Genomic DNA, 21,251 nt, shown 5'->3' with positions numbered 1-21,251 from the left:
GCAATGGTTGGGGGCGAGTCTCCCGGGCGGACGGTCAGGGGAGCCGGCGGGGCTGCCGGGCGGCGGCGGGAGCCGGGATCCGTCGAGGAGGAAGCCGATCAACGCGCCGCGGCGGCGTAGCGGAGGATGACGAGCCCGCTGTCGAACGGGCGCGCCTCGACCAGGGTGAACCGGTGCGGGGCGAAGCCCCGGTCGGCCAGCGGGATGCCGCTGCCAGCCACGATCGGGTTCAGCTTGACCACCAGCACCGCCTCCAACTACTTCCCGTCGCGGGCCGCGCTGCTCGCCGCCCTCGCCGAGCGGATCTTCGACCGGATGGCGCCCGACCCGGTGGTGCTGGCCGACCTCGGGCGGCGCGAACCGTCGCTCGCGCTGATGACCGACTATCTGCGGTACGTCGTCGAGCGCACCACCCGTGAACCGGACCTCACCCGGGCGCTGTTCGAGCTGCGGCTGGAGGCGTCCCGCCGGCCCGAGCTGCGGCGCGCCCTCGGCGACGTGCTCCGCCGGGGGTACGCCGACGACGTGGCGTTCCACGTCGCGGCCGGGCTGCCCGGCGGGGCGTTCGAGGTGTCCCTGCTGCACTACGCGGTGGACGGGCTCCTGCTCGACCAGCTGACCACCTCGATAGACGCCGGGTTCGACATCGACCAGGTGGTTTCCGCCCTGGTCACCCGTCTGGTCGGCGCGGGCGGCTGACCGCTACCCCAGGTATGTCCACCGGCGCAGCGGGAAACCGGCACGGAACGCGTCTGGGGAGGGGCGACGGATGACGGATGACGCCGGACTGACCATCGGCGTGCTCGGCTCGTACGGCGGCCGCAACCTCGGCGACGAGGCGATCCTCACCGGTCTCCTGTCCGACCTGCGGCACCTGGAGCCGAATGCCCGGATCATCGTCTTCTCCCGGAACCCGGCGCACACCGCGCTGGCCCATCCGGACGTGGAGGCGGTGCCCTGGGAGGGGGTCAGCCGGGCCGACTCGTCGCTGATCCTGGCCGACCTCGACCTGCTCATCCTGGGCGGCGGCGGCATCCTCTACAACCGTGAGGCCCGCCGCTACCTGCGGGTGGTCCGGGTCGCCCAGGAGCGTGGCCTGCCGCTGCTCACGTACGCGGTCGGCGTCGGGCCGCTCAGCGACGGCGTGGACACCGGGATGGTGCGGGAGACCCTGGCCGGGGCGACCGAGGTGACCGTACGGGACCAGGAGTCCCGGATGGTGCTGGAGGAGGCCGGTCTGCTGAACCCGATCACGGTCACCGCCGACCCCGCGTTCCTGCTCGAACCGGAGGACTTCCCGGCGAGTTGGCTGCGCGAGGAGGGCGTCCCGTCGGGAAAACGGCTGGTCGGGCTGAGCGTACGCGAGCCGGGCCGGGCCGCGGAGCGCCTCGACATCGACGGCTATCACCGGTTGCTCGCCCAGATCGGCGACTTCCTGGTGCACCGGATCGACGCGTACGTGCTCTTCGTGCCGATGGAACGCGACGACATCCGGCACTCGCACGGGGTGATGTCGCACATGACCGCCGCCGAGCGGGGGCGCATCCTGCACGGCGACTACACGCCCCGGCAGGTTCTCGGCCTGATGCGCCACTTCGACCTGGCGGTCGGCATGCGGCTGCACTTCCTGATCTTCGCCGCCATGGCCGGCACGCCGTTCCTGCCCCTGCCGTACGCCGGGAAGGTCTTCGACCTGGCCCAGCGGCTCGGCGTGCCGGCGCTGCGCGGGGTGGAACGCGAGGTGGAGGGCCCACTGCTGGCCGAGGTGGACCGGCTGTGGGACGAGCGGGACTCGCGGGCGGAGCAGACCGCCCAACTGGTGGCAAAGGCGTGCGACCAGGCCCGGGCCACCTCCCAGGTCACCCGGGGCGTGCTGGAGAGCATCCGTTCGCGGGCCCTGTCCCGGGCCGCCGAGGCGCAGGTCCCGCACTGACGCGATGGCGCGGTGGCGTCAGCCCGGTCGGTTCCGGCTCAATCCGGGCGTCAGCCCGGTCGGTTCCGGCTCAATCCGGGCGTCAGCCCGGTCGGTGCCGGCTCAGACCGCCGGGCCGCGCCAGGTGTAGATCCAGGGCCGGCCCCGGTGGTCGGCCGCCTCCAGCTCGTAGATCTGCGCCCCGGCCAGCCCCTCGGCGCCGAGGTGGTGGTGGGTCAGCGGCGGGCGACCGTTGCTGTCCAGCTCGACGGTGACCGTCTCGCCGTCGGCCGTGCCGCCCACCAGGGGGATCTGCACCGTGGAAGCCATGGGCTCATCCTGCCCCGGCGCAGGGCGGGCCGCAGCGGATAGCGGGGCAGCGGGCCCGCCGGCCCCCGACTAGGGTCCGGGAATGGCGGACCCGACGATCGACCCCACGCTCGGTCCGGTCCTCGCCCGTACGGGCGACGAGCGGGCCGTACTCGAATCGTTCCTCGACTTCCACCGCGCCATCGTGCTGCGCAAGGTGCGGGGCGTCAGCCACGCGCAGGCGAGTCGCCGGCTGGTGCCGTCCCTGACCACCCTGGCCGGCCTGCTCAAACACCTGGCCCTGGTGGAACGGAACTGGTTCCCGGCGCTGTTCGCGCCCGGACCGGACGACGTCTACCTCACCAGCGAGGAGGAGGCGGCGGCCAGTTTCACCCTCGAACCGGGCGAGACGGTCGAGACGCTGGCCACGGCGTACGCGGCGGCCTGCGCCCGGTCCCGGGAGGTGGCCGCCCGGTTCGACCTGGCGCACGTCGTGCCGCACCCGCAGCTCGGCGAGGTGTCGCTGCGCTGGGTGCTGATCCACCTGGTGGAGGAGACCGCCCGGCACGCCGGGCACGCCGACATCCTCCGCGAGCTGACCGACGGCGAGACCGGGGTGCTCTGACCGGGCTCAGTCGCCGGGCAGCAGGCCGGGCGGATACTCCATCCCGTCGTGGGTGCAGGCGGCGGCGGCCACCCGGGCCGCGTACCGGGCCGCGTCGAGCGGGGACGCGCCGCGCAGGCGGGCGGCGATCAGGCCGGCCGCGAACGCGTCGCCCGCGCCGTTGGTGTCCACCACCGGGGCGGGCGGAGCCGCCGCGGGCACCCGCGCCGGCGGGCTGTCCGGCCCGTGCAGGGTCGCGCCGGCCGCCCCGCCGGTCACCAGCACCGTCCGTGGCGCCAGCCCGGCGGCGACCTTCCCGGCCCGGTCGCCGAGCCGGACGTCGCTGACGAAGACCAGGTCGGCCGCCTCGGCGAAGGGGCGGTGGTAGTCGTTCTCGCCGTCCCAGTCGTGCAGGTCGGTGGAGAGGGCCGCGCCGGCGCCGAGGCCCGCGCGCAACGCCGGCAGCGCGTCCCGCGCCCAATCCATGATCGATACGTGTACGTGCGCCGCGTCCCGCACCAGCGCGGTCAGCTCCGTCTCCGCGAACGGCGTCGGGCCGGTCCAGGGGCGCGGGTCGTAGAGGGACATCCGGCGGCCGGCCGGGTCGACCAGGTTCACCGACCGGCGGGTGCCGGCCGGGGCGTCGGCCAGCACGGTCCGTACCGAGGTGCGGGCCAGCGCCGCCCGGACCACGTCGCCGGCCGGGTCGGCGCCGAGCACGTCGACCAGCACCACCCGTAGGCCGAGGGCGTGCGCGGCGAGCGCCACGCCGGCGCCGGTGTTGCCGATCCGCAGCTCGATCGGGGGTACGGTCAGCGAGTCGGCGGCTGGCAGCGGTAGCGCGGCGACCCGGGCGCGGATGTCGACCCCCAGGCCACCGATCACGAGCAGATCGACCACGCCGCCGAGACTAGCCGTCCGGGGCGGCCTATCCTGGCCCCGGGCGTCGTCGAGGGGGAGTGCGTGCTGGTCATCCACGGGCTGTGGCTGTCCGGTGTCGGGCTGGCCGTCTGGGCCGAGGACAACACCCGGCCGTCCCGCGTCCCCCGCCGCCCCGGGCGCCCCCCGCGCGAGCGCCCGCACCCCTTCGCAGCCGACCACGGCAGCCTCGCCGCCGCGCTCGGCGACCCGCCCGCCGAACCGGCGTCGGTGCTGCTCACCCTGCCCACCCGGGCCGGCTCGCCGGTCGATTCGCCGGAGCTGGTCCGGGCCGCCGTCGACGAGCCGGTGCGCGGCCCGGTCACCCTCGCCGGGTGGCGGGTGCCCGCCCTCGCGTACGCCCCGGACGCCGCGTTCGCCCTGCTCCGGACGCTCGACCCCAAGGACGCCGTGGCCGGCGCGAGCCTGCGTCACCTGGCCGAGCTGGCCGACTTCGCCGCCGACCTGGTCGCCCGCGGCCGGGTTCTGCCCGGCCTGGCCGATCCGGCTCCCGGCTCCGCCGATCACGCGACCCCCGCGCCGCCGCCGGATGTGTTCGCCACCGCCGGGGCCGGCCCGGGCTCACCGACCGGGTGGGCCGAATTCACCGGCCGGAGCCGGACCGGGCGGGGCGTGGCGGACGGCGGGCGGTCCCGGCGTCACCTGCGCCCGGTGGGCGACGCGGACGTGGTGACCGCCTGGACGGTCTGGCGGCCCCTGCTCACCGGCACGGACGCGGCCTGGGCGCGCTCGCTCGCCCTGGCCCTGCCTCCGGCAGCCCGCGCCGCCGTCGACTGGACCGTCACCCATGCCGACGCTGACGGTGCCGCCCGGGCCGTCACCCGGGCCGACGCGCTCGGCGGTGACCGGGCCGTGACCGGGGCCGGCGAGGCGTCGGCCGTTGCCGAGCCGGGGGAACTGGTCGCCGCCGCGCTGGACGCGCTGACCGACGCCGCCGCCCGGGCCGCCCTCGCCGACGTCTCGCTGCACCGGGGCATGCGGCCGGGCGGGCCGGTGCCCCGCTGGCTGGCCGCGCTCGCCGGGCCGGAACGCGGCTTCGCCGCCGAACCGGCCGCCCTGGCCACCCTCCGCACCGAGCTGGACGCCTGGCAGCGGGATGCCGCCGGCGGCGCGGTACGGGCCGCCTTCCGGCTGGTCGAGCCGGACGTCGACCCGGTGGCCGAGCTGGTCGAGGGGGGTTCCTGGCGGGTCGAGTTCGGTCTGCACCCGGCCGACGAGCCGGGCCTGGTGGTCGACGCGGCCCAGGTCTGGCAAGGGCCGACGCCCGCGCTCGCCGGGCGCGGGGTCGACCCGCAGGAGACGCTCCTCGCCGAACTGGGCCGGGCCAGCCGGCTCTGGCCGGAGCTGGAGGACGCGCTGCGGACCGCCACGCCGGAGGGCACGGACCTGGACGCGGACGGGGCGCACCGGTTCCTCCGCGAAGGCGCGCCGGTGCTGCACGCGGCCGGTTTCGGGGTGCTGCTGCCGTCCTGGTGGCGGCGGTCCTCGGCGCGCCTCGGCGCCCGGCTGCGGGCGCGCAGCCGTACCGCCCCGGGTGCGGTCGCCGCCGCCTCCGGCGGGCTCGGGCTGGACGCCGTGGTGGACTACCGCTGGGAGGTGGCCCTCGGCGACCAGCCGCTGACCGCCGAGGAGCTGGCCTCGCTGGCCGAGCTGAAGTCCCCGCTGGTCCGGTTGCGGGGCCGCTGGGTCGAGCTGGACCCGCAGCGGCTCGCCGCCGGGCTGCGGCTGCTCCGCTCGGCCGGTGAGCTGACCGTGGCCGACCTGCTGCGGATGGGCCTGGCCGGCGCCGAGCGCCCCGACGAGCTGCCGGTGCTGGAGGTGACCGCCGACGGCGCGCTGGGCGAACTGCTGGCGGGGGAGGCGGAGCGGCGGCTCATCCCGGCCGACCCGCCGCCCGGGTTCGTCGGGACGCTGCGGCCGTACCAGCGGCGCGGGCTGGCCTGGCTGGCGTTCCTCCAGTCGCTCGGGCTGGGCGGGATCCTCGCCGACGACATGGGGCTGGGCAAGACGGTGCAACTGCTCGCCCTGCTCGCCGGGGACCTGCCGGAGGCCGGGCCCACCCTGCTGGTCTGTCCGATGTCGCTGGTCGGCAACTGGCAGCGGGAGGCGGCGAAGTTCGCGCCGGGGCTGCGCGTACACGTGCACCACGGGGCCGAACGGGCCCGGGGCGCGGAGTTCGCCGCGGCCGTGCACGCGGCGGACCTGGTGCTCACCACCTACTCGGTGGCCGGGCGGGACGCGTTCGACCTGGCCGGGATCGACTGGCACCGGGTGGTCGTGGACGAGGCGCAGGCCATCAAGAACGCCGCGACCCGGCAGGCCGAGGCGGTCCGGTCACTGCCCGCGCGGCACCGGGTCGCGGTCACCGGTACGCCGGTGGAGAACCGGCTCGCCGACCTCTGGTCGATCATGCAGTTCGCCAATCCCGGCCTGCTCGGCCCCGCCGCCACGTTCCGGAAGAGGTTCGCCGAGCCGATCGAGCGGCACGGTGACGCCGAGGTGGCCGACCGGCTGCGCCGGATCACCGGCCCGTTCGTGCTGCGTCGGCTCAAGACCGACGCGTCGATCATCTCCGACCTGCCCGAGAAGCTGGAGATGGAGGTGCTCTGCAACCTCACCGCCGAACAGGCCGCGCTCTACCGGGCGGTGGTCGACGACATGATGGCGAAGATCGAGTCCAGCGACGGGATGGAACGCCGTGGGCTGGTGCTGGCCACCATGACCCGACTCAAGCAGGTCTGCAACCACCCGGCGCAGCTGCTGCACGACGGATCTGCCCTGACCGGCCGTTCCGGCAAGCTGGAACGCCTTGAGGAGATCGTCGACGAGGTCCTCGCGGCGGGGGAGAAGGCCCTGCTCTTCACCCAGTACGCCGAGTTCGGCGGGATGCTGCGCGGCCACCTGTCCGCCCGTACCGGCCGGGAGGTGCTCTACCTGCACGGCGGGGTCGGCAAGGCCGAGCGGGACGCCATGGTGACCCGGTTCCAGTCGCCGGACGGGCCGCCGCTGTTCGTGCTGTCGCTCAAGGCCGGCGGCACCGGGCTGACCCTGACGGCGGCGAACCACGTGGTGCACGTGGACCGCTGGTGGAATCCGGCGGTCGAGGACCAGGCCACCGACCGGGCGTTCCGCATCGGCCAGCGCCGCCGGGTGCAGGTACGCAAGTTCGTGTGCGCCGGCACGGTGGAGGAGAAGGTGGCCGCGATGATCGCGGACAAGCGCAGCCTGGCGCAGCGGGTGGTGGGCAGCGGCGAGCAGTGGGTCACCGAGCTCTCCACCGAGACGCTGCGGGAGCTGTTCGCGCTGGAGGCCGGGGCGGTGGTGGAGTGACCACTCCGGACGAACGACCGGCCCGCCGGTTCGACGAGTTCGGGCCGCCCCGGCGGGTGGAGGGCGGCCTGCGGGCGCGCAGCACCCGGGGCGCGATCGGGCGTTCCTGGTGGTCTCGGCGGTTCCTGGAGGTGCTGGAGTCCTTCGCGCTCGGCACCCGGCTCACCCGGGGCCGGGCGTACGCGCGCCGAGGACAGGTGCTTCGGCTCGACGTCGCCCCCGGGCTGGTCACCGCCGACGTGCAGGGCTCACGGCCGAAGCCGTACCCGGTGCGGATCGGCTTGGCGGCGTACCCGGACGAGGTGTGGGAGCGGATCGAGGCGGACCTGGCCGGGCAGGCGTTCTTCAGTGCCCGGCTGCTCGCCGGCGACCTGCCGGCCGAACTGGAGGAGCTGTTCGTCGCGGCGGGCGCGCCGCTCTTTCCGACCGACGTGGCCGAGCTGGCACAGCACTGCGGCTGCCCCGACTTCGCGGTCCCGTGCAAACACCTGGCGGCCAGCTTCTACCTGCTCGCCGAGGCGTTCGACGCCGACCCGTTCCAGCTCCTGCACTGGCGTGGGCGGAGCCGGGCCGAGCTGCTCGCCCGGCTGCGTACGCTGCGCGGCGCCGCCGTCCCAGCCGGCGGCGCAACCGGCGGGTCGGTCGTCGCCCGGGCCGGCAGGTCGGTCGACCGGACGGCGGCGGGCGGACCGGCTGGCCCGGCGGTCGACCGGTCCGGAGCCGACGAGCGCGCCGAGCGCCACCACCAACCTCCCGTCGCCGGCGCCGAGCGGGTTCTCGGCGGGCTGCCGCCGGCCCCGCTGGCCGACGCGGTGGATCGGTTCTGGCTGTCCCCGGTGTCGTTGCCCGACCGGCCACCCACCCTGGCGACCGGGCCGGAGCTGCTGCTGCGCCAGCTCGGGCCGCCGGGGGCGGCGATCGGCGGCCCCGGCCTCGTCGAGCGGCTCCGCCGGGCGTACCGGGAATTCGGCCGCCGCCCGACGGCGGACCCGGACCCCTCGGCGCGTTGACCCCGGTCGCCCGGTGTCCCGGCGCGGACGGGACGGTCGGCGCGGTCATAGCCAGCGCCGCCTGAACCGCCACATGAATCCGGCGTTGGCCAGCAGCACCACCGCGCAGATCGCGCCGGCCAGCCGCCCGGCGAGCACGGTCATCGCGGGCAGCGAGGCCCACAGTACGATCGTCAACAGCATCAGGTACCGGCCTCGGCGGGCCCGGGCCCGGTCGTCCAGCCGGGCGAAGAACTGCGGGTCGCTCTCCCGCAACTGACGGGTGATCTGTTCGAACCTGCGCTGATCCTCTTTGCTGAGCATGGCGGGTCCTTCCCCTCACGGCTTCAGCGGTTCGGCGGCATACCCGAAACGGCGGCGGGTCACGCGCCGCTGCTACCGCTACTTTCGATTGAGTCGGGCAGCGCGTGCCCGGTGCGGATCTTCCGGACGGACCGCCTCAGCACGGGCTTATCCGCGCCTTAAATTTGCCTGAGCCCTCGAAGGGCGCGAACAGCGCCGAGAGGGGCGAAAACGTTACGCACCGGTGCCCGCTGTCCGTGTTCGGCCTGGTTGGGGCCCCGCCGCCCGGACCGGCCGGTACGGGCCGCCCGGCACCCGGCCTGAGCATCGTCTTAAGTGCCCTCGGCGGTGCCGTTCGCGCACCTTGAGTGCTCTGGAACCCGTGGCTACCTTCCCGTAGCAACTCCTTCGGCAGCCGTCGCCGTCTCGCCGTCCTACCTGGTCGCGGGGCGTGGCGGCGCTCGCAGAAATCGGGATTGGTAGATGGCCGAGCTGAACCCGCCACCGCGTCGACCCCGGGACGACCACGGCTGGGACCGACCTCCGCGCTCCTTCTCGGACGGATACCGCGACCCGGATCCCGTCTCGCCGTACGCCGTCACCCACGGCCACCCCGGCGGGCCGCCCGCCCCGGGTCCGCAGTGGATCGGGCCCGACGGCTTCGCCCGTACCGGACACGCCCCACCCTCCGGGCCGGGACTGCCGGACCTGGACGATGAAAACCCGCCCCGCACCGGCCGGCGCGGGGCCCTCGGCGTGCTCGGTGGCGTCGCCGCGGTGGTCGCCGGAGGCGCCGCCCTGGCCAGGACGCCCCAGGTGCGCGGGCTGTTCCGCGACGAGCCGGCGGCCGGCGACGCCACCGGCACGGTGGTGACCGACGGCACCGCCGCCCGGCCGAGCGGGCAGCAGCCGAGCACCGTGCGTACCTACACCGAGCAGAACGAGAGCTACATGGGCTCCCGGGCCGGCGCGGTGCTGAAGCGGAACTCCCCGGCCACCGGCCGGGTGTTCGCCAGCCCGGCGGCCGCCGCCTCGGCCACCCAGGTGACGGTACGGACCGTCCTCGCCAAGGACCCGATCCGGCACCTGGCCAGCCGGGCCACCTTCGGCGCGACGCCCGGCGTGCTGGCCGACATCAGCCGGCTCGGCATCGACGACTGGCTGCGCCAGCAGCTCGAACCGGAGAAGATCGCCCCGACGAAGGCCGAGCTGAAGCTGGCCGAGCTGCCCACCCTGAAGCTGACCCCGACGCAGCTCCGCGACCAGCGGGACCAGCTCAACGAGCGGGGCGCCCAGCCGGAGCGGGAGACGATCGACGCCACCATCGCCCGGCAGATCTGGTCCGACCGCCAGCTCTACGAGGTGATGGTCGACTTCTGGAACGACCTGCTGCACGTCGCGGCCGAGTTCGACGGCGGCGAGATCTACCGCAACGCCTTCGACCGGGACGTCATCCGCAAGCACGCCCTGGGTAGTTACCCGGACATGCTGGTCGCCGCGAACCGGCACCCGGCGCTGCTGATCTATCTGAACCAGACCGACTCCCGTAAGGACGCGGTCAACGAGAACCTGGCCCGGGAGAACCTGGAGCTGTACTCGGTCGGCGTGGACGGCGGCTACACGGAGAAGGACGTCCGGCAGGCGGCGCTGCTGCAGACCGGCCGGGGCGTGGCGGACGGGAAGTACATGTTCTTCCCCGACCGGCACTACCTCGGCAAGGTGAAGATCCTCGGGTTCAGCCACCCGAACAACTCGGCGGAGGCCGCCGACAAGGTCATCGACCAGTACGTCCGCTACCTCGCCCTGCATCCGTCGACCGCCGGGTACGTGGCCCGCAACCTGGCCACCCGGTTCGTCTCGGACACCCCGCCGAAGTCCCTCGTGGACCGGCTGGCGAAGGCGTACTCGACCAACAAGGGCCAGATCAGGCCGGTGCTGGCGACCCTGTTCAGCTCCTCCGAGTTCTGGGCCGCCGTCGGCCAGAAGGTACGCCGTCCGATGGAGTACCTGGTCGCCACGTACCGGACGCTCGGCGTCGGGCCGGACGCGTCCCCGGGCTTCCAGGGCGACGCCAAGCGCACCCCGTTCGCCCAGGGCCTGCGGCAGATCCAGGACAAGCTACGTGAGCTGGGCCAGTACCCGATGGGCAAGCCCACCCCGGACGGGTACGCGGACGTCTACGTGGCGTGGACCTCGGCCGGGACCATGGTCGACGGCTGGAACGAGGCCGGCGACCTGATCACCGGCGGGCGCAAGCAGTTCACCTACCCGAGGCCGGAGCGGCTGGTGGCGAAGCCGCCCGCGACCGCCGGGGCGTACGTGGACGCGCTGGCGCTGCGGCTGGTGCACCAGAAGCTGAGCGCCCGGGAGAAGGCGCTGGTCCTGGGCGTCGCCGGGGTGTCGGCGAGCACCCGGGTCGACGCCACGTTCAACGGGGCCGTGGCCGCCGTCGCGCGCACCATCCTCGCGTCCCCCCAGCACCACCTCCGGTGAGGAGATGACCGTGAACCCGTACCCCCTGCACCCCGAATGCCCCGACCTGCGGCGGCTGGCCGACAACCCGGCCGAGGCGCTGCTGCGCGCGGAGGCCGACATCGTCGCGGCCGAGAACGCCGCCGAGGCGGACCGGTACCGCCGGCTGGAGGAGCTGGAGGAGGCCCAGCGGGACGGCCGGGGCGTCACCCGGCGTACCTTCGTGGCCGGCGCCGCGGCGACCGCCACCGCCCTGGCCACCGCCCAGTTCGTCAGCGCCTCGGCGTCCTTCGCCGCGACGCGGACCGGCACCCTGATCCACGTCTTCCTCTACGGCGGGCTGGACGGACTGAGCCTGGTCGCCCCCGCCGACGATCCGGTGCTCACCAGGGTCCGCCCCGACCTGCTGCTCGGTGACGACTCGCTGCCGCTCGGCCGAGGCTTCAAGCTGACCAGCGCCTTCGCCCCGCTGGAGCAGTGGCTCAAGGACGGCCGCCTCGGCTTCGTCCCGGCGGTCTCCGATCCCCGGCTGTCCCGCAGCCACTTCCAGGCCGCCGACGCCTGCAACCTGGGCGGGCTGCCCGGCGAGACCGGCGGCCGGGGCTGGCTGGACAGCCTGGTCGACGCCCTGGGCAAGGGCACCGCGTTCCGCAGCGTCGGCATCGGCAGCACGCTGCCCCGCTCGCTGGTCGGGGTGAACGGCGCGCTCTCCCTCAACAGCGTCGGCGACCTGCGGCTCAACGGCGACGAGAAATACCGCGCCGCGACCGAGAAGGCGATCCGGGGGCTCTTCACCGGGATCAACCACCCGGTCGAGGAGGCGGTCGTCGAGGGAATGGGGGCGCTGGCCACCGCGCAGCGGCTCGCCGCGAAGCCGTACCAGGCCGCCGCGGGGGTGCGGTACGAGGGCGTCGGCCACGCCTTCCAGCAACTCGCGCAGTTGATCAAGGGTGGGGCGAACGTCCGGGTCGCCACGGTCGGCATGGGCGGCTACGACACCCACGAGAACCAGGGCACCCGCGACGGGGGCCAGCTCTGGCGGCGGCTCAACGAGCTGGCCAGCGCGATGGCGGCGTTCTTCACCGACCTCGGCGACCGGGCCGCCGACGTGACGATCATGGTGTCCAGCGAGTTCGGCCGGCGGGTCGCCTCGAACCAGGGCGGCACCGACCACGGGCACGGCGGGGTTGTCACCATCCTGAGCGGGCGTAAACTCGCCGGATCCCTGCTCGGAGCGTGGCGCGGATTGAACGATCTGGACAGCGGGGACGTACCGGAATACAACAACATGTTCAACGTCTACGGGTCCGTCGCTCAGGGGCGATTCGGGCTGACGACGGCGCAGGTGGACAAGGTGTTCCCCCGGCAGAAATTCACCCCCATGAAGTTGTACGCGTGACATACCAGGACATTCATCCAATCGGCCGCCGTACCGGGGCAGACCCCCCGTACGGCGGCCGTTCCGTGCCCCCGTCACCGGGGCTGCCGCGCCGCGGACCCGGCGGCCGGCGGACCCTGGCCGGGCTGTTCTGGCTTGGCCTGGTCGCCGCGGTGCTGCCCTGGTGGCTGGACACCCCGGCCGGCTCGCTGACCGGGACCACCGACCTGCTCACCGCCGCCGGCCGGATCACCGGCCTGGTCGCCGGCTACCTGCTGCTCGTCCAGGTGCTGATGATGAGCCGGCTCGGCCCGCTGGAACGCGGGGTCGGCGGCGAGCGCCTCTCCCGGGTGCACCGGGACCTCGGTGCCACCCTGCTCGTGGCGGTCCTCGCGCATCTCGCCCTGCTCGTGGTCGGCTACGCCGGCCTGGAGCGCAAGTCGGTCCTCGGCGAGGTCGGCTCCCTGCTCAGCGACTACGAGGACATGGTCTCCGCGTTCGTGGCCGCCGGGATCCTGGTGGCGGTCGGCCTCACCGCCGTCCGGGCGGTCCGCCGGCGCCTGCCGTACGAGCTGTGGCACCACCTGCACCTGACCAGCTACCTGGCGCTGCTGCTCGGCTACGGGCACCAGTTCAGCAACGGCGCGCAGCTCTTCGATCCCGGCCCGGTCCGCACCGGCTGGATCGCCGCGTACCTGCTGGTGGTGGCCGCCCTGGTCTGGGGCCGGGTGATCGCCCCGCTGCACTTCAACCTGCGGCACCGGCTGCGGGTCGCCGAGGTGGTGGCGGAGGCCCCGGACACCGTCTCGATCTACCTGACCGGTCACCGGCTCAACCAGATCGACCTGCTCGGCGGGCAGTACTTCCGCTGGCGCTTCCTCAACCCCGGCTGCTGGTGGCAGTCGCATCCGTTCTCGGTCTCCGCGGCGGGCAACGACCGCTGGCTGCGGCTGACCGTCAAGGTGGTCGGCGCGCACACCGCCGAGCTGCGGGACCTGGTCCCCGGCACCCGGGCCTGGGCGGTCGGCCCGTCCGGCACGTTCACCGCCGCGCACCGGACCCGGCACCGGGCGCTGCTGATCGCCGGGGGCAGCGGCATCGCTCCGCTGCGGGCGATGCTGGAGGAGTTGCCGCCCGGCGCCGCGCTCATCTACCGCGCCCGGACCCCGGCCGACGTGCTGCTGCACCAGGAACTGGACGAGCTGGCCCAGACCCGGCACACCTCGGTGTGGTACGTGATCGGCTCCCGTGACGACCCCGGGCCGCGCCAGGTGATGAGCCCGGAGGGGCTGCGCCGGCTGGTGCCCGACCTGACCCGCCGCGACGTCTATCTCTGCGGGCCGGGCGGCCTGGTCGACGAGGCCGTCCGGGTGCTGCGCCGGGCCGGGGTCCCCCGACGGCAGATCCACCTCGCCACCTTCGAGCTGTAGAAAGGCCACCGCCCATGCGTCGCGCGCTGCTCGCGATCACCGGCCTCGCCGCCGGCACCACCGCGCTGGTGGTGCTAAAGGGGTCGCCGGGCGCCACCCAGGTCGCCCAGGACCGGCCGGTCGCCGAGGCGCCCATCGCCCCCGACGGCCCGTCGGCGCCGACTCTCACCCCCGGCGCGACCGACCCGGCGGGCGGGTCGGTCGCGCCGAGCGCCTCGACGACGGCGAGGCCGAGCCCCAGGGCCGGCGCCAGCCGTACCCCGGGCACCGCCGCCAGGCCGACCACGGCCGCGCCGAAGGCCACCACCAGCGCACCCAGGCCCGCCACCCGGACGGTCACCGGGCCGGTGGTCGGCTACAAGTACGGGTCGCTCCAGGTGCGGATCACCCTCAGCGGCAGCCGGATCGTCGACGCCACCGCGCTCGGCCTGCCCCAGGGCGGGCAGTCCGGCCTGCGCAGCGACGACGTGCAGGCCCGCTACAGCGGCACCTCCGGCCAGGTGGTCGCGAAGCAGAGCGCCAACCTCGACACCGTCTCCGGGGCCACCTACACCAGCGACGCGTACCGGCAGTCGTTGCAGGCCGCGATCGATCGGGCCTGACCGCGATGGCCTCCCGCGACCGTCGGCCCGGCCTGCGCCGGGTCGAGCAGATCATGGGTACGGCGATCAGCCTCGACCTGGCCGACGACCTGCCCCCCGCCACGCTGCACGAGCTGGCCGAGCAGACCTTCGGCTGGCTCCGCGAGGTCGACGCCCGGTTCAGCACCTACCGCGACGACAGCGAGGTGTGCCGGTTCGACCGGGGTGAACTGCCGCTCGCCGAGGCCTCGGCCGACCTGCGGGCGGTGCTGGAACGCTGCGCCGACCTGTGGCGCGCGACGGACGGCTTCTTCGACGTGTACGCCACTGGACGGCTGGACCCGTCCGGTTACGTCAAGGGCTGGTCGGCGCAGGTCGCCTCGGACCGGCTGGTCGAGGCCGGCGCCCCCAACCACTGCCTGAACGCCGGCGGCGACGTCCGGGTACGCGGCCGTTCGGCCACCGGCGAGGCGTGGCGGATCGGGGTGCGGCACCCCTGGGACCCGATGGCCACCTGCCTGGTGCTGGCCGGCACCGACCTGGCGGTCGCCACCTCCGGCGTCTACGAGCGCGGCCACCACGTGGTCGATCCACGTCAGGGCACCCCGGCCCGGGGCCTACGTTCGGTGACCGTGGTCGGCCCGGATCTCGGCCTGGCCGACGCCTACGCCACCGCCGCCGTGGCAATGGGCCCCGCCGGCACCACCTGGCTGGCCCACCTCCCCGACCACCACCACGCCACCATCACCGACCACGCCCACCTCTCCCACTCCCCGTCCCTCCCCGTCCCTCCCCGTCCCCCTTTGGCTCCCGGCGATCTTGCAGGTGCTGTCGGAGACATGCGTCGAACGCCGGACTTATCCGGGCAGTAAGTGCAAGATCGCCGGGAGTCAAAGGGGGACGGGGGAGGGAGGGGGGTTAGCGGAGGGGGCGGTGGGTGGTGTTGGGGCGGGGGCCGGGTGGGCGGGAGCCGGTGGGGCGGGTGCCCCAGGGGCGGGTGCCGGCCCAGCGGTGCGGGCGGCGGTGGTGCCGTGATGGTTCGGTGCCGCCGGTGTGGCGGGCCGCGTCGTCCCTGGACATGCCAACCCCCGCTCTGGCGTGAACGCGCCGTCACCTGGCCTAACGAGTTCGGTGGCGGGGAGGACGCTGTCGGGGAACCGTCGGTCAGCGGCCGCGGCGGGGCAGCGGGAGCTGGCCGGGGAGCAGGTCCGAGGTGAGCGTGACGCCGGCCGCCCGCAGCGCCTCGATCAGCGCGTTCTGCACCAGGTAGGAATCGGGCAGCTGCCAGCGGGCCTGCTCGGGGGCGACCGCCCAGCGCACCGTCCCCTCCGGCAGCCGGGTGGGCGGCGCCGGGATCCATGAGCCGACACCGTGCCGGATCACGTGGAAGCAGTGCCCCAACTCCGGCCGGAGCGGGTCGCCCGGGCGGACCAGGAACATCCAGCGGCCGGTGGGGGTGACCAGCACCGGCCCGCGTACGCCGAAGCCGGCCGGGTGGGACGCGACGGCGTCCAGCACCGGGCGGCCGAGGTGGGCGGCCACCTCCAGTACGTCGAAGGAGCGCCCGGTGGGCAGCAGCACCCCGTGCGGGCGGCTGCGCCACCAGGTGGCGACCCGGGCCGGGTCGGCGCTGGCCCCGTGCTCCCAGTTCTCCAGCGCGGGGTGGCAGCCCACGGTGGGACAGCCGGCCCGGCCGCAGACGAAGCGGCGGTTGGCCAGGCAGGCGCCGGGCGTCACCTCCCAGCCGTGGACGGCGTACCGGACGGCGACCCGGCGCAACCGGACCCGTTCCAGTGGCGACAGGCGAGCCACGCGCGGTCCGACGGTCCCCCACATCTGCGCCATCCCCTCTGGCCCGGACCGGACGGTGTCCACGTCGGACGTCGAACGCCGTCACTGCCGTAACCCACGTTCGTTGACCTGACGAACGGCTGATGCAACTTGCACGGAAACTACGAGGGCTGGCCGTAAGGCTGACGTACAGACTGTGCGACCAGAGGGAGACCGCGATACCGACGGGCCGCCGCGACGGCCGCCCGGAGGAGATCAGCCGGACGTGGCGAGGGGGAGGGATGGCGAGATGGACGAACTGCCCATAGGCCGCCGGGTGGCGTACTGGCGCAGCCGGCGCAAGATGTCCCAGCAGGTCTTCGCCGACCGGCTCGGCAAGTCCAAGAGCTGGGTCGACAAGGTCGAGCGCGGGGTGCGGCGGCTGGACAAGTTCTCCGTCCTGTACGAGATCGCCGACATCCTCCAGGTCGACGTGCAACTGCTGCTCGGCAAGGACCCGGAGCGGCGTACCGATGCCCTCAACTGCATCGACCAGGTCGAGGTCGAGGAGATCCGGGCCGCGCTGGAGCGGTACGACTCGATGAGCGCGTACTTTGACGCGGCGCCGTACCCTCCGCCGCTGGGCGACATGAGCAAGGCGGTCAACCATGCCTGGCTCACCTACCAGTACGGCCGCTACGGGATGCTCACCCGGGCGCTGCCGAAGCTGCTGCGCGACGCCCAGGCCGCCGACGCCGGCTACCGCGGGGATCAGGCCATCGAGGCGGCCCACCTGCTCGGGCAGGTCTATCAGATCGCGTCCTCGGTGCTGCGCAAGCTCGGCGAGTGCGACCTGGCCTGGCTGGCCGCCGACCGCTCGATGGCGGTCGCCCAGCGGGCCGACGACCAGCTGCTGGCCGGCATCGCCACCACCCGGGTCTCCAACGCGCTGGTGGCGATGGGTCGGGCCCGCCCCGCGCTCGAACTCAACGTGAACATCGCCAACCGGCTCGCACCCGGCGGCGGCAACGAGGCCACCCCCGGCCAGCTCTCCGTCTACGGCATGCTGCTGCTCCAGGGTGCGATGGCCGCCGCCCGGATCGGCGACTCCGCCACCGTGGACGACCTGCTCACCGGCGCCGAGGAGGCGGCCATCCTGGTCGGCGGTGACCACAACCACTACTGGACCTCGTTCGGCCCGACCAACCTGGAGCTGCACCGGGCCGCCGCGGCCGTGGAGCTGGGCGACGGCGGCCGCGCCGTGGAGATCCACCACGCCATCTCCGAGGCCGCGTTCAACGCCCTGCTGCCCGAGCGGCGCGCGCATCACCTGCTCGACATCGCCCGCGGCTACGCGCAGCTCGGCGACGTCGCGAACGCGGGGGAGATGCTGCTGCGCGGCGACCGGCTCGCCCCGTCCGAGATCCGCTGCCGGCCGATCGCCCACGAGGTGATGTCGGACGTGCTCCGTCGCACACGGGGTGCGCCGCCTCCGCCGATCGCGGAGTTGGCTGAGCACATGGGAGTTGGAATATGAGCGAGCGCCAGCGAGCGAATCATCAGCGGAGTGCCGGCATGAGCGCGGTGCCGGTCGGATGAAGGGTCCGCACATCAGTCACGGGCGCCGTCGGGTGCTCTATGTCGTCGCCTGCGGTTCGCCGCTGGCCCGTAACGTCGGCCGGTTGGTCGACCTCGCCCAGCAGGACGGCTGGGACGTCTGCGTGGTCACCACGCCGGACGGTGCGAAGTTCGTCGACCGGACGGCGCTGGCCCGGCAGACCGGTCACCCGGTACGCACCCACTACAAGAACCCGGGCGACCCGGACGTGCTGCCGCCGGCGGACGCGATGCTGGTCTGCCCGGCGACGGTCAACACGGTCAACAAATGGGCGGTCGGCATCGCCGACACCCTCGCGCTCGGGCTGCTGGTGGAGGCGCAGGGGCTCGGGTTGCCGATCGCGGCCGTCCCGTACACCAACGCGGCGATGGCCGCGCATCCGGCGTTCCAGGCCAGCCTGGACCGGCTGCGCGAGTGGGGGGTGCGCGTCGTGTTCGGCGACCACGTCGTACCGCTGCATCCGCCGGGCACCGGCGAGCGGCACCTGGACGCCTTCCCCTGGGCGGCCGGCCTCGCGGCGCTGCGCGGCACGCCGCGCCCGGCCACCCCGGTCGGCTGACCGCCCCGGTACGGCCCGGTGGGGCGGCCCCCGCCGGGCCGGCCGGGCGTGCGGCGGCCCGGCTCGCCGGGGGTGACGCGCCCGGCCCGTCCCCGCGGCGGCGCACGGCGGTCGGCACCCCGGCCGGGGGATGGTGGTCGGTTCGCCGTCCGGCGCTTCCGTCCGACGCCCTGACCCGGCCCCGACGCCGGTAAGCTGGCCGGCCGTGAGCACAACCGGATCCCCACCCACGGTCGCCGACGTGGTGGCCGCGCTGGACCGCCGCTACCCGCCCGCCTGGGCCGAGGAGTGGGACCGGGTCGGCCTGGTGCTCGGCGAGCCCACGAACCCGGTACGTCGGGTCGCCTGCGTGGTCGACGTGGTGCCCGAGACGGTGGACGAGGCGCTCGCCGCCGGGGCCGACCTGATCGTGGCGCACCACCCGCTGCTGCTGCGCGGGGTCTCCTCGGTCGCCGCCACCACGTACAAGGGGCGGATCGTCCATCGGCTGATCAAGTCGGACGTCGCGCTGTACGTGGCACACACCAACGCCGACGTGGCGGACCCGGGTGTCTCCGACGCCCTCGCGGCCCGATTCGGGCTGACCGGGCTGCGCCCGCTGCACCGGCCCCGGCCCGGGTCGCCGGCCGACGCCCCCGGGCGGGGCATCGGCCGGATCGGCGAGCTGCCCACCCCGATGACCCTGGCCGAGCTGACCCGGCGCGCCGCCGCGGTGCTCCCCGCCACGGCCTGGGGAGTTCGCGCCGCGGGCGATCCCGGGCGTATGGTTCGTACCCTCGCGGTCAGCGGCGGCTCGGGGGACAGTTTCCTCGCCGAGGCGACCGCCGCCGGGGTGGACGCGTTCCTCACCGCCGACCTGCGTCACCACCCCGCCGGTGAGCACCTCGCCGCCGGTGGCCCGGCCCTGCTGGACGCCGCCCACTGGGCGACCGAACGACCCTGGCTGGACGACCTGGCCGCCCACCTGCGGGACGAGCTGGGCGTCGAGACCGTGGTGTCCGACCTGGACACCGACCCGTGGACCGTGCACGCCGCCGCACCCAGACCGGACGACAAGGAGCCCCGACCGTGAAGGCTGACCCGAAGGTGCAGCGCCGCCTGCTCGACCTGCAGGCGATCGACACCGCCCTCGCCCAGCTCGCCCACCGCCGCCGGTCGCTGCCGGAGCGGGCCGAGCTGGAGGCGCTCGCGCGGGAACTCTCCGCGCTGGAGGACGAGCGGGTCCGCGCCCAGGTGGCCGTCGACGACCTGGATCGGGACATCGCCCGGCTGGAGAAGGACATCAACCAGGTACGCGCCCGCAAGAGCAAGGACGAGGCGCGGCTGGCCGCCGGCACCGGCCCGGCCCGCGAGCTGGAGGCGCTCCAGCACGAGCTGGCCTCGCTCAACCGCCGCCAGGGCGACCTGGAGGACGCCGAGCTGGAGCTGATGGAGCAGCGCGAGACCGCGCAGGGCGTGCTGGACGGCGTCGAGCGCCGGATCGCCGAGGCCCGGGACCGGCGGACCGCCGCTGAGCAGCGCCGCGACGAGAGCCTGGCCGAGATCGCCAAGGAGGAGGAGTTCAAGCGCTCCGCCCGCCAGCCGCTCGCCAACGACCTCCCGGCCGACCTGGTCGCCCTCTACGACCGGATCCGCGAGGACAGCGGGCTCGGCGCGGCGCTGCTCACCGCCGCCCGCTGCGGCGGCTGCCGGCTGGAACTCTCCGGCGCCGACCTGGCCCGGATCCGCAAGGCGGACCCGGACGAGGTGGTGCGCTGCGAGGAGTGCCGGCGGATCATGGTCCGTACCAGCGAGTCGGGGCTGTAGCCGTCGTGGCGGTGCGCGCGGTGGTGGTCGAGGCCGACGGCGGGTCGCGGGGCAACCCCGGCCCGGCCGGCTGCGGCGCGGTGGTCCGTGATCCGGAGACCGGCGAGGTGCTGGCCGAACGGTCCGAGGCGATCGGTACGGCCACCAACAACGTCGCCGAGTACCGGGGCCTGATCGCCGGGCTGGAGGCCGCCGCCGAGCTGGGCGCGACCGAGGTCGAGGCGCGGATGGACTCCAAGCTGGTGGTCGAGCAGATGTGCGGCCGCTGGCAGATCAAGCACCCGGGGCTGCGGCCGCTCGCCGCGCAGGCCGCCGGCCTGGTCGGGCGGTTCGCCGGCGTACGGTTCACCTGGGTGCCCCGGGAGCGCAATCGGCACGCGGACGCCCTGGCCAACGCGGCGATGGACGCCGCCGCGGGTCGGGCGCCGGCCCGGCCGACCGTCGAGTCGCCGCGGATCGTGGAGCCGCCGCGCGAGGTGGCCGCCGCCGACTCGGCCGCCCGGGCCGCGGCCCGTGAGGTGGCTGCCCGGGCCGCGACCGGCCGGGCCACCGGCACCGACCCGGCCACCACCCCGGCCTCCTGGGAGCCGCGCCCCACCGAGACCGCGACCCGGCTGATCCTGGTCCGGCACGGCGAGACCGGGCGGACCGTGCAGAAGCGCTACTCGGGCCGCGACGACGTGCCGCTCACCGACCAGGGTCGGGCCCAGGCCCGGGCGACCGCCGCCCGGATCGCCGCCCTCGCACCGTCCGTCGCGGCCGTGGTCAGCTCACCGCTGTCCCGGTGTACGGCGACCGCCGAGACGATCGCCGCCGCCGTCGGCAACCCCCCGGTACGCCCCGACGACGACCTGATCGAGTGCGACTTCGGGGCCTGGGAGGGACGGACCTTCGCCGAGGTACGGGAGGGCTGGTCGGGGGAGTTGGACGCCTGGCTCGCCTCCACCCGGATCGCCCCACCACAGGGCGAGTCCTTCGTCGCCGTCGCCGAGCGCACCGGCCGGGCGGTCGAGCGGCTGCGTACGGCGTACCCGGGGGAGACCGTCGTGGTGGTCTCCCACGTCTCGCCGATCAAGCTGGTGCTGCGCGACGCGCTCGCGGCCGGCGACGCCTTCCTGCACCGGCTCTACCTGGACACCGCGGGCGTCTCGGTGCTGGACCTGTACCCGGACGGCGGGGTCGCGGTGCGTTCGGTCAACGACACCGCCCACCTGACCGACCGCTGACCCGGCGGCTCGCTCCGTCGCGCTG

Annotated in this window: 19 protein-coding genes and 1 pseudogene; 15 read left to right on the top strand and 5 right to left on the bottom strand. The window is 74.6% G+C overall.

What is annotated here, in order from left to right; genetic code table 11:
• Positions 1-98: 98 nt before the first annotated feature.
• A pseudogene (locus GA0070621_RS30920) lies at positions 99-245 on the bottom strand (dihydrofolate reductase family protein); the annotation flags it as partial.
• Here GA0070621_RS30920 and GA0070621_RS16400 point away from each other — a divergent pair.
• Positions 235-699, top strand: coding sequence for a TetR/AcrR family transcriptional regulator (locus GA0070621_RS16400; protein ID WP_167666974.1), 465 nt, complete (start codon positions 235-237; stop codon positions 697-699). The pseudogene GA0070621_RS30920 and the gene GA0070621_RS16400 overlap by 11 nt on opposite strands.
• Positions 700-769: 70 nt before the next feature.
• Positions 770-1,933: a polysaccharide pyruvyl transferase family protein gene (locus tag GA0070621_RS16395; RefSeq protein ID WP_091196601.1), complete on the top strand. Its 1,164-nt coding sequence runs from the start codon at positions 770-772 to the stop codon at positions 1,931-1,933.
• A 102-nt stretch (positions 1,934-2,035) separates the two neighbouring features.
• On the opposite strand, the gene GA0070621_RS16390 is transcribed toward GA0070621_RS16395, so the two are convergent.
• The gene (locus GA0070621_RS16390; protein WP_091196599.1) at positions 2,036-2,242 is read right to left on the bottom strand and encodes a hypothetical protein; all 207 of its coding nucleotides are present in this window, start codon (positions 2,240-2,242) and stop codon (positions 2,036-2,038) included.
• 82 nt (positions 2,243-2,324) lie between these two features.
• Here GA0070621_RS16390 and GA0070621_RS16385 point away from each other — a divergent pair, with 82 nt between their 5' ends.
• Positions 2,325-2,846, top strand: coding sequence for a DinB family protein (locus GA0070621_RS16385; RefSeq protein WP_091196596.1), 522 nt, complete (start codon positions 2,325-2,327; stop codon positions 2,844-2,846).
• 6 nt (positions 2,847-2,852) lie between these two features.
• Here GA0070621_RS16385 and GA0070621_RS16380 read toward each other — a convergent pair whose 3' ends face one another.
• Entirely contained in the window at positions 2,853-3,725 is an 873-nt protein-coding gene (locus tag GA0070621_RS16380; protein WP_091196593.1) for a carbohydrate kinase family protein, read from the bottom strand.
• Between the two features lie 63 nt (positions 3,726-3,788).
• On the opposite strand from GA0070621_RS16380, the gene GA0070621_RS16375 reads away from it, so the two are divergent.
• Positions 3,789-7,094, top strand: a complete 3,306-nt coding sequence (locus GA0070621_RS16375; protein ID WP_091196590.1) for a DEAD/DEAH box helicase — start codon at positions 3,789-3,791, stop codon at positions 7,092-7,094.
• Positions 7,091-8,104: an SWIM zinc finger family protein gene (locus GA0070621_RS16370; RefSeq protein WP_091196586.1), complete on the top strand. Its 1,014-nt coding sequence runs from the start codon at positions 7,091-7,093 to the stop codon at positions 8,102-8,104. The genes GA0070621_RS16375 and GA0070621_RS16370 overlap by 4 nt, the downstream gene beginning before the upstream one ends.
• Before the next feature lie 45 nt (positions 8,105-8,149).
• Here the strand turns inward: GA0070621_RS16370 and GA0070621_RS16365 are convergent, their stop codons facing one another.
• On the bottom strand, positions 8,150-8,407 hold the full coding sequence (locus GA0070621_RS16365; protein ID WP_089005849.1) for a DUF3040 domain-containing protein: 258 nt from the start codon (positions 8,405-8,407) through the stop codon (positions 8,150-8,152).
• Positions 8,408-8,869: 462 nt separating this feature from the next.
• Between GA0070621_RS16365 and GA0070621_RS16360 the strand changes: the two genes are divergently transcribed.
• The 5 genes from GA0070621_RS16360 to GA0070621_RS16340 all read left to right on the top strand — a co-directional run bounded on the left by GA0070621_RS16360 (position 8,870) and on the right by GA0070621_RS16340 (position 15,119).
• Positions 8,870-10,879 carry a DUF1800 domain-containing protein gene (locus tag GA0070621_RS16360; RefSeq protein WP_091196584.1) on the top strand — a complete coding sequence of 670 codons (2,010 nt, stop codon included), beginning with the start codon at positions 8,870-8,872 and terminating at the stop codon, positions 10,877-10,879.
• 4 nt (positions 10,880-10,883) lie between these two features.
• Positions 10,884-12,257 carry a DUF1501 domain-containing protein gene (locus GA0070621_RS16355; RefSeq protein ID WP_091196581.1) on the top strand — a complete coding sequence of 458 codons (1,374 nt, stop codon included), beginning with the start codon at positions 10,884-10,886 and terminating at the stop codon, positions 12,255-12,257.
• A gap of 65 nt (positions 12,258-12,322) precedes the next feature.
• Complete coding sequence (locus GA0070621_RS16350; protein WP_167666972.1) at positions 12,323-13,666, top strand: ferredoxin reductase family protein; 1,344 nt, start codon at positions 12,323-12,325, stop codon at positions 13,664-13,666.
• 14 nt (positions 13,667-13,680) lie between these two features.
• Positions 13,681-14,268: an FMN-binding protein gene (locus GA0070621_RS16345; protein ID WP_091196576.1), complete on the top strand. Its 588-nt coding sequence runs from the start codon at positions 13,681-13,683 to the stop codon at positions 14,266-14,268.
• Positions 14,269-14,321: 53 nt separating this feature from the next.
• A complete protein-coding gene (locus GA0070621_RS16340; protein WP_091202509.1) occupies positions 14,322-15,119 on the top strand; it encodes an FAD:protein FMN transferase in 798 nt (265 codons plus the stop codon).
• Between the two features lie 292 nt (positions 15,120-15,411).
• On the opposite strand, the gene GA0070621_RS16335 is transcribed toward GA0070621_RS16340, so the two are convergent.
• Complete coding sequence (locus tag GA0070621_RS16335; RefSeq protein ID WP_231920963.1) at positions 15,412-16,092, bottom strand: bifunctional DNA primase/polymerase; 681 nt, start codon at positions 16,090-16,092, stop codon at positions 15,412-15,414.
• A gap of 235 nt (positions 16,093-16,327) precedes the next feature.
• Here GA0070621_RS16335 and GA0070621_RS16330 point away from each other — a divergent pair, with 235 nt between their 5' ends.
• The 5 genes from GA0070621_RS16330 to GA0070621_RS16310 all read left to right on the top strand — a co-directional run bounded on the left by GA0070621_RS16330 (position 16,328) and on the right by GA0070621_RS16310 (position 21,226).
• The gene (locus GA0070621_RS16330; RefSeq protein ID WP_091196573.1) at positions 16,328-17,554 is read left to right on the top strand and encodes a helix-turn-helix domain-containing protein; all 1,227 of its coding nucleotides are present in this window, start codon (positions 16,328-16,330) and stop codon (positions 17,552-17,554) included.
• A gap of 58 nt (positions 17,555-17,612) precedes the next feature.
• Entirely contained in the window at positions 17,613-18,194 is a 582-nt protein-coding gene (locus tag GA0070621_RS16325) for a flavoprotein (RefSeq protein ID WP_091196571.1), read from the top strand.
• A gap of 241 nt (positions 18,195-18,435) precedes the next feature.
• A complete protein-coding gene (locus GA0070621_RS16320) occupies positions 18,436-19,266 on the top strand; it encodes a Nif3-like dinuclear metal center hexameric protein (protein WP_197674063.1) in 831 nt (276 codons plus the stop codon).
• Entirely contained in the window at positions 19,263-20,000 is a 738-nt protein-coding gene (locus GA0070621_RS16315; RefSeq protein WP_091196566.1) for a zinc ribbon domain-containing protein, read from the top strand. Before GA0070621_RS16320 ends, GA0070621_RS16315 begins: the two co-directional genes overlap by 4 nt.
• A 5-nt stretch (positions 20,001-20,005) precedes the next feature.
• Positions 20,006-21,226: a bifunctional RNase H/acid phosphatase gene (locus GA0070621_RS16310; protein ID WP_091196562.1), complete on the top strand. Its 1,221-nt coding sequence runs from the start codon at positions 20,006-20,008 to the stop codon at positions 21,224-21,226.
• The last annotated feature ends 25 nt before the right edge of the window (positions 21,227-21,251 follow it).

Origin of the sequence: Micromonospora narathiwatensis, from assembly GCF_900089605.1 — a bacterium.
GTDB classification, from domain to species: domain Bacteria; phylum Actinomycetota; class Actinomycetes; order Mycobacteriales; family Micromonosporaceae; genus Micromonospora; species Micromonospora narathiwatensis.
Note: the sequence above shows the minus strand (reverse complement) of the source record. Positions and strands in the feature narration are given on the sequence as shown.

Bases quoted from the DNA above. Each gene is read 5' to 3' on its own strand.
- GA0070621_RS16395 (WP_091196601.1), top strand. From the start codon at position 770: ATGACGGATGACGCCGGACTGACCATCGGCGTGCTCGGCTCGTACGGC.
- GA0070621_RS16360 (WP_091196584.1), top strand. From the start codon at position 8,870: ATGGCCGAGCTGAACCCGCCACCGCGTCGACCCCGGGACGACCACGGC.
- GA0070621_RS16345 (WP_091196576.1), top strand. From the start codon at position 13,681: ATGCGTCGCGCGCTGCTCGCGATCACCGGCCTCGCCGCCGGCACCACC.
- GA0070621_RS16355 (WP_091196581.1), top strand. From the start codon at position 10,884: ATGACCGTGAACCCGTACCCCCTGCACCCCGAATGCCCCGACCTGCGG.
- GA0070621_RS16325 (WP_091196571.1), top strand. From the start codon at position 17,613: ATGAAGGGTCCGCACATCAGTCACGGGCGCCGTCGGGTGCTCTATGTC.
- GA0070621_RS16385 (WP_091196596.1), top strand. From the start codon at position 2,325: ATGGCGGACCCGACGATCGACCCCACGCTCGGTCCGGTCCTCGCCCGT.
- GA0070621_RS16335 (WP_231920963.1), bottom strand. From the start codon at position 16,092: ATGGCGCAGATGTGGGGGACCGTCGGACCGCGCGTGGCTCGCCTGTCG.
- GA0070621_RS16340 (WP_091202509.1), top strand. From the start codon at position 14,322: ATGGGTACGGCGATCAGCCTCGACCTGGCCGACGACCTGCCCCCCGCC.
- GA0070621_RS16390 (WP_091196599.1), bottom strand. From the start codon at position 2,242: ATGGCTTCCACGGTGCAGATCCCCCTGGTGGGCGGCACGGCCGACGGC.
- GA0070621_RS16365 (WP_089005849.1), bottom strand. From the start codon at position 8,407: ATGCTCAGCAAAGAGGATCAGCGCAGGTTCGAACAGATCACCCGTCAG.
- GA0070621_RS16330 (WP_091196573.1), top strand. From the start codon at position 16,328: ATGGACGAACTGCCCATAGGCCGCCGGGTGGCGTACTGGCGCAGCCGG.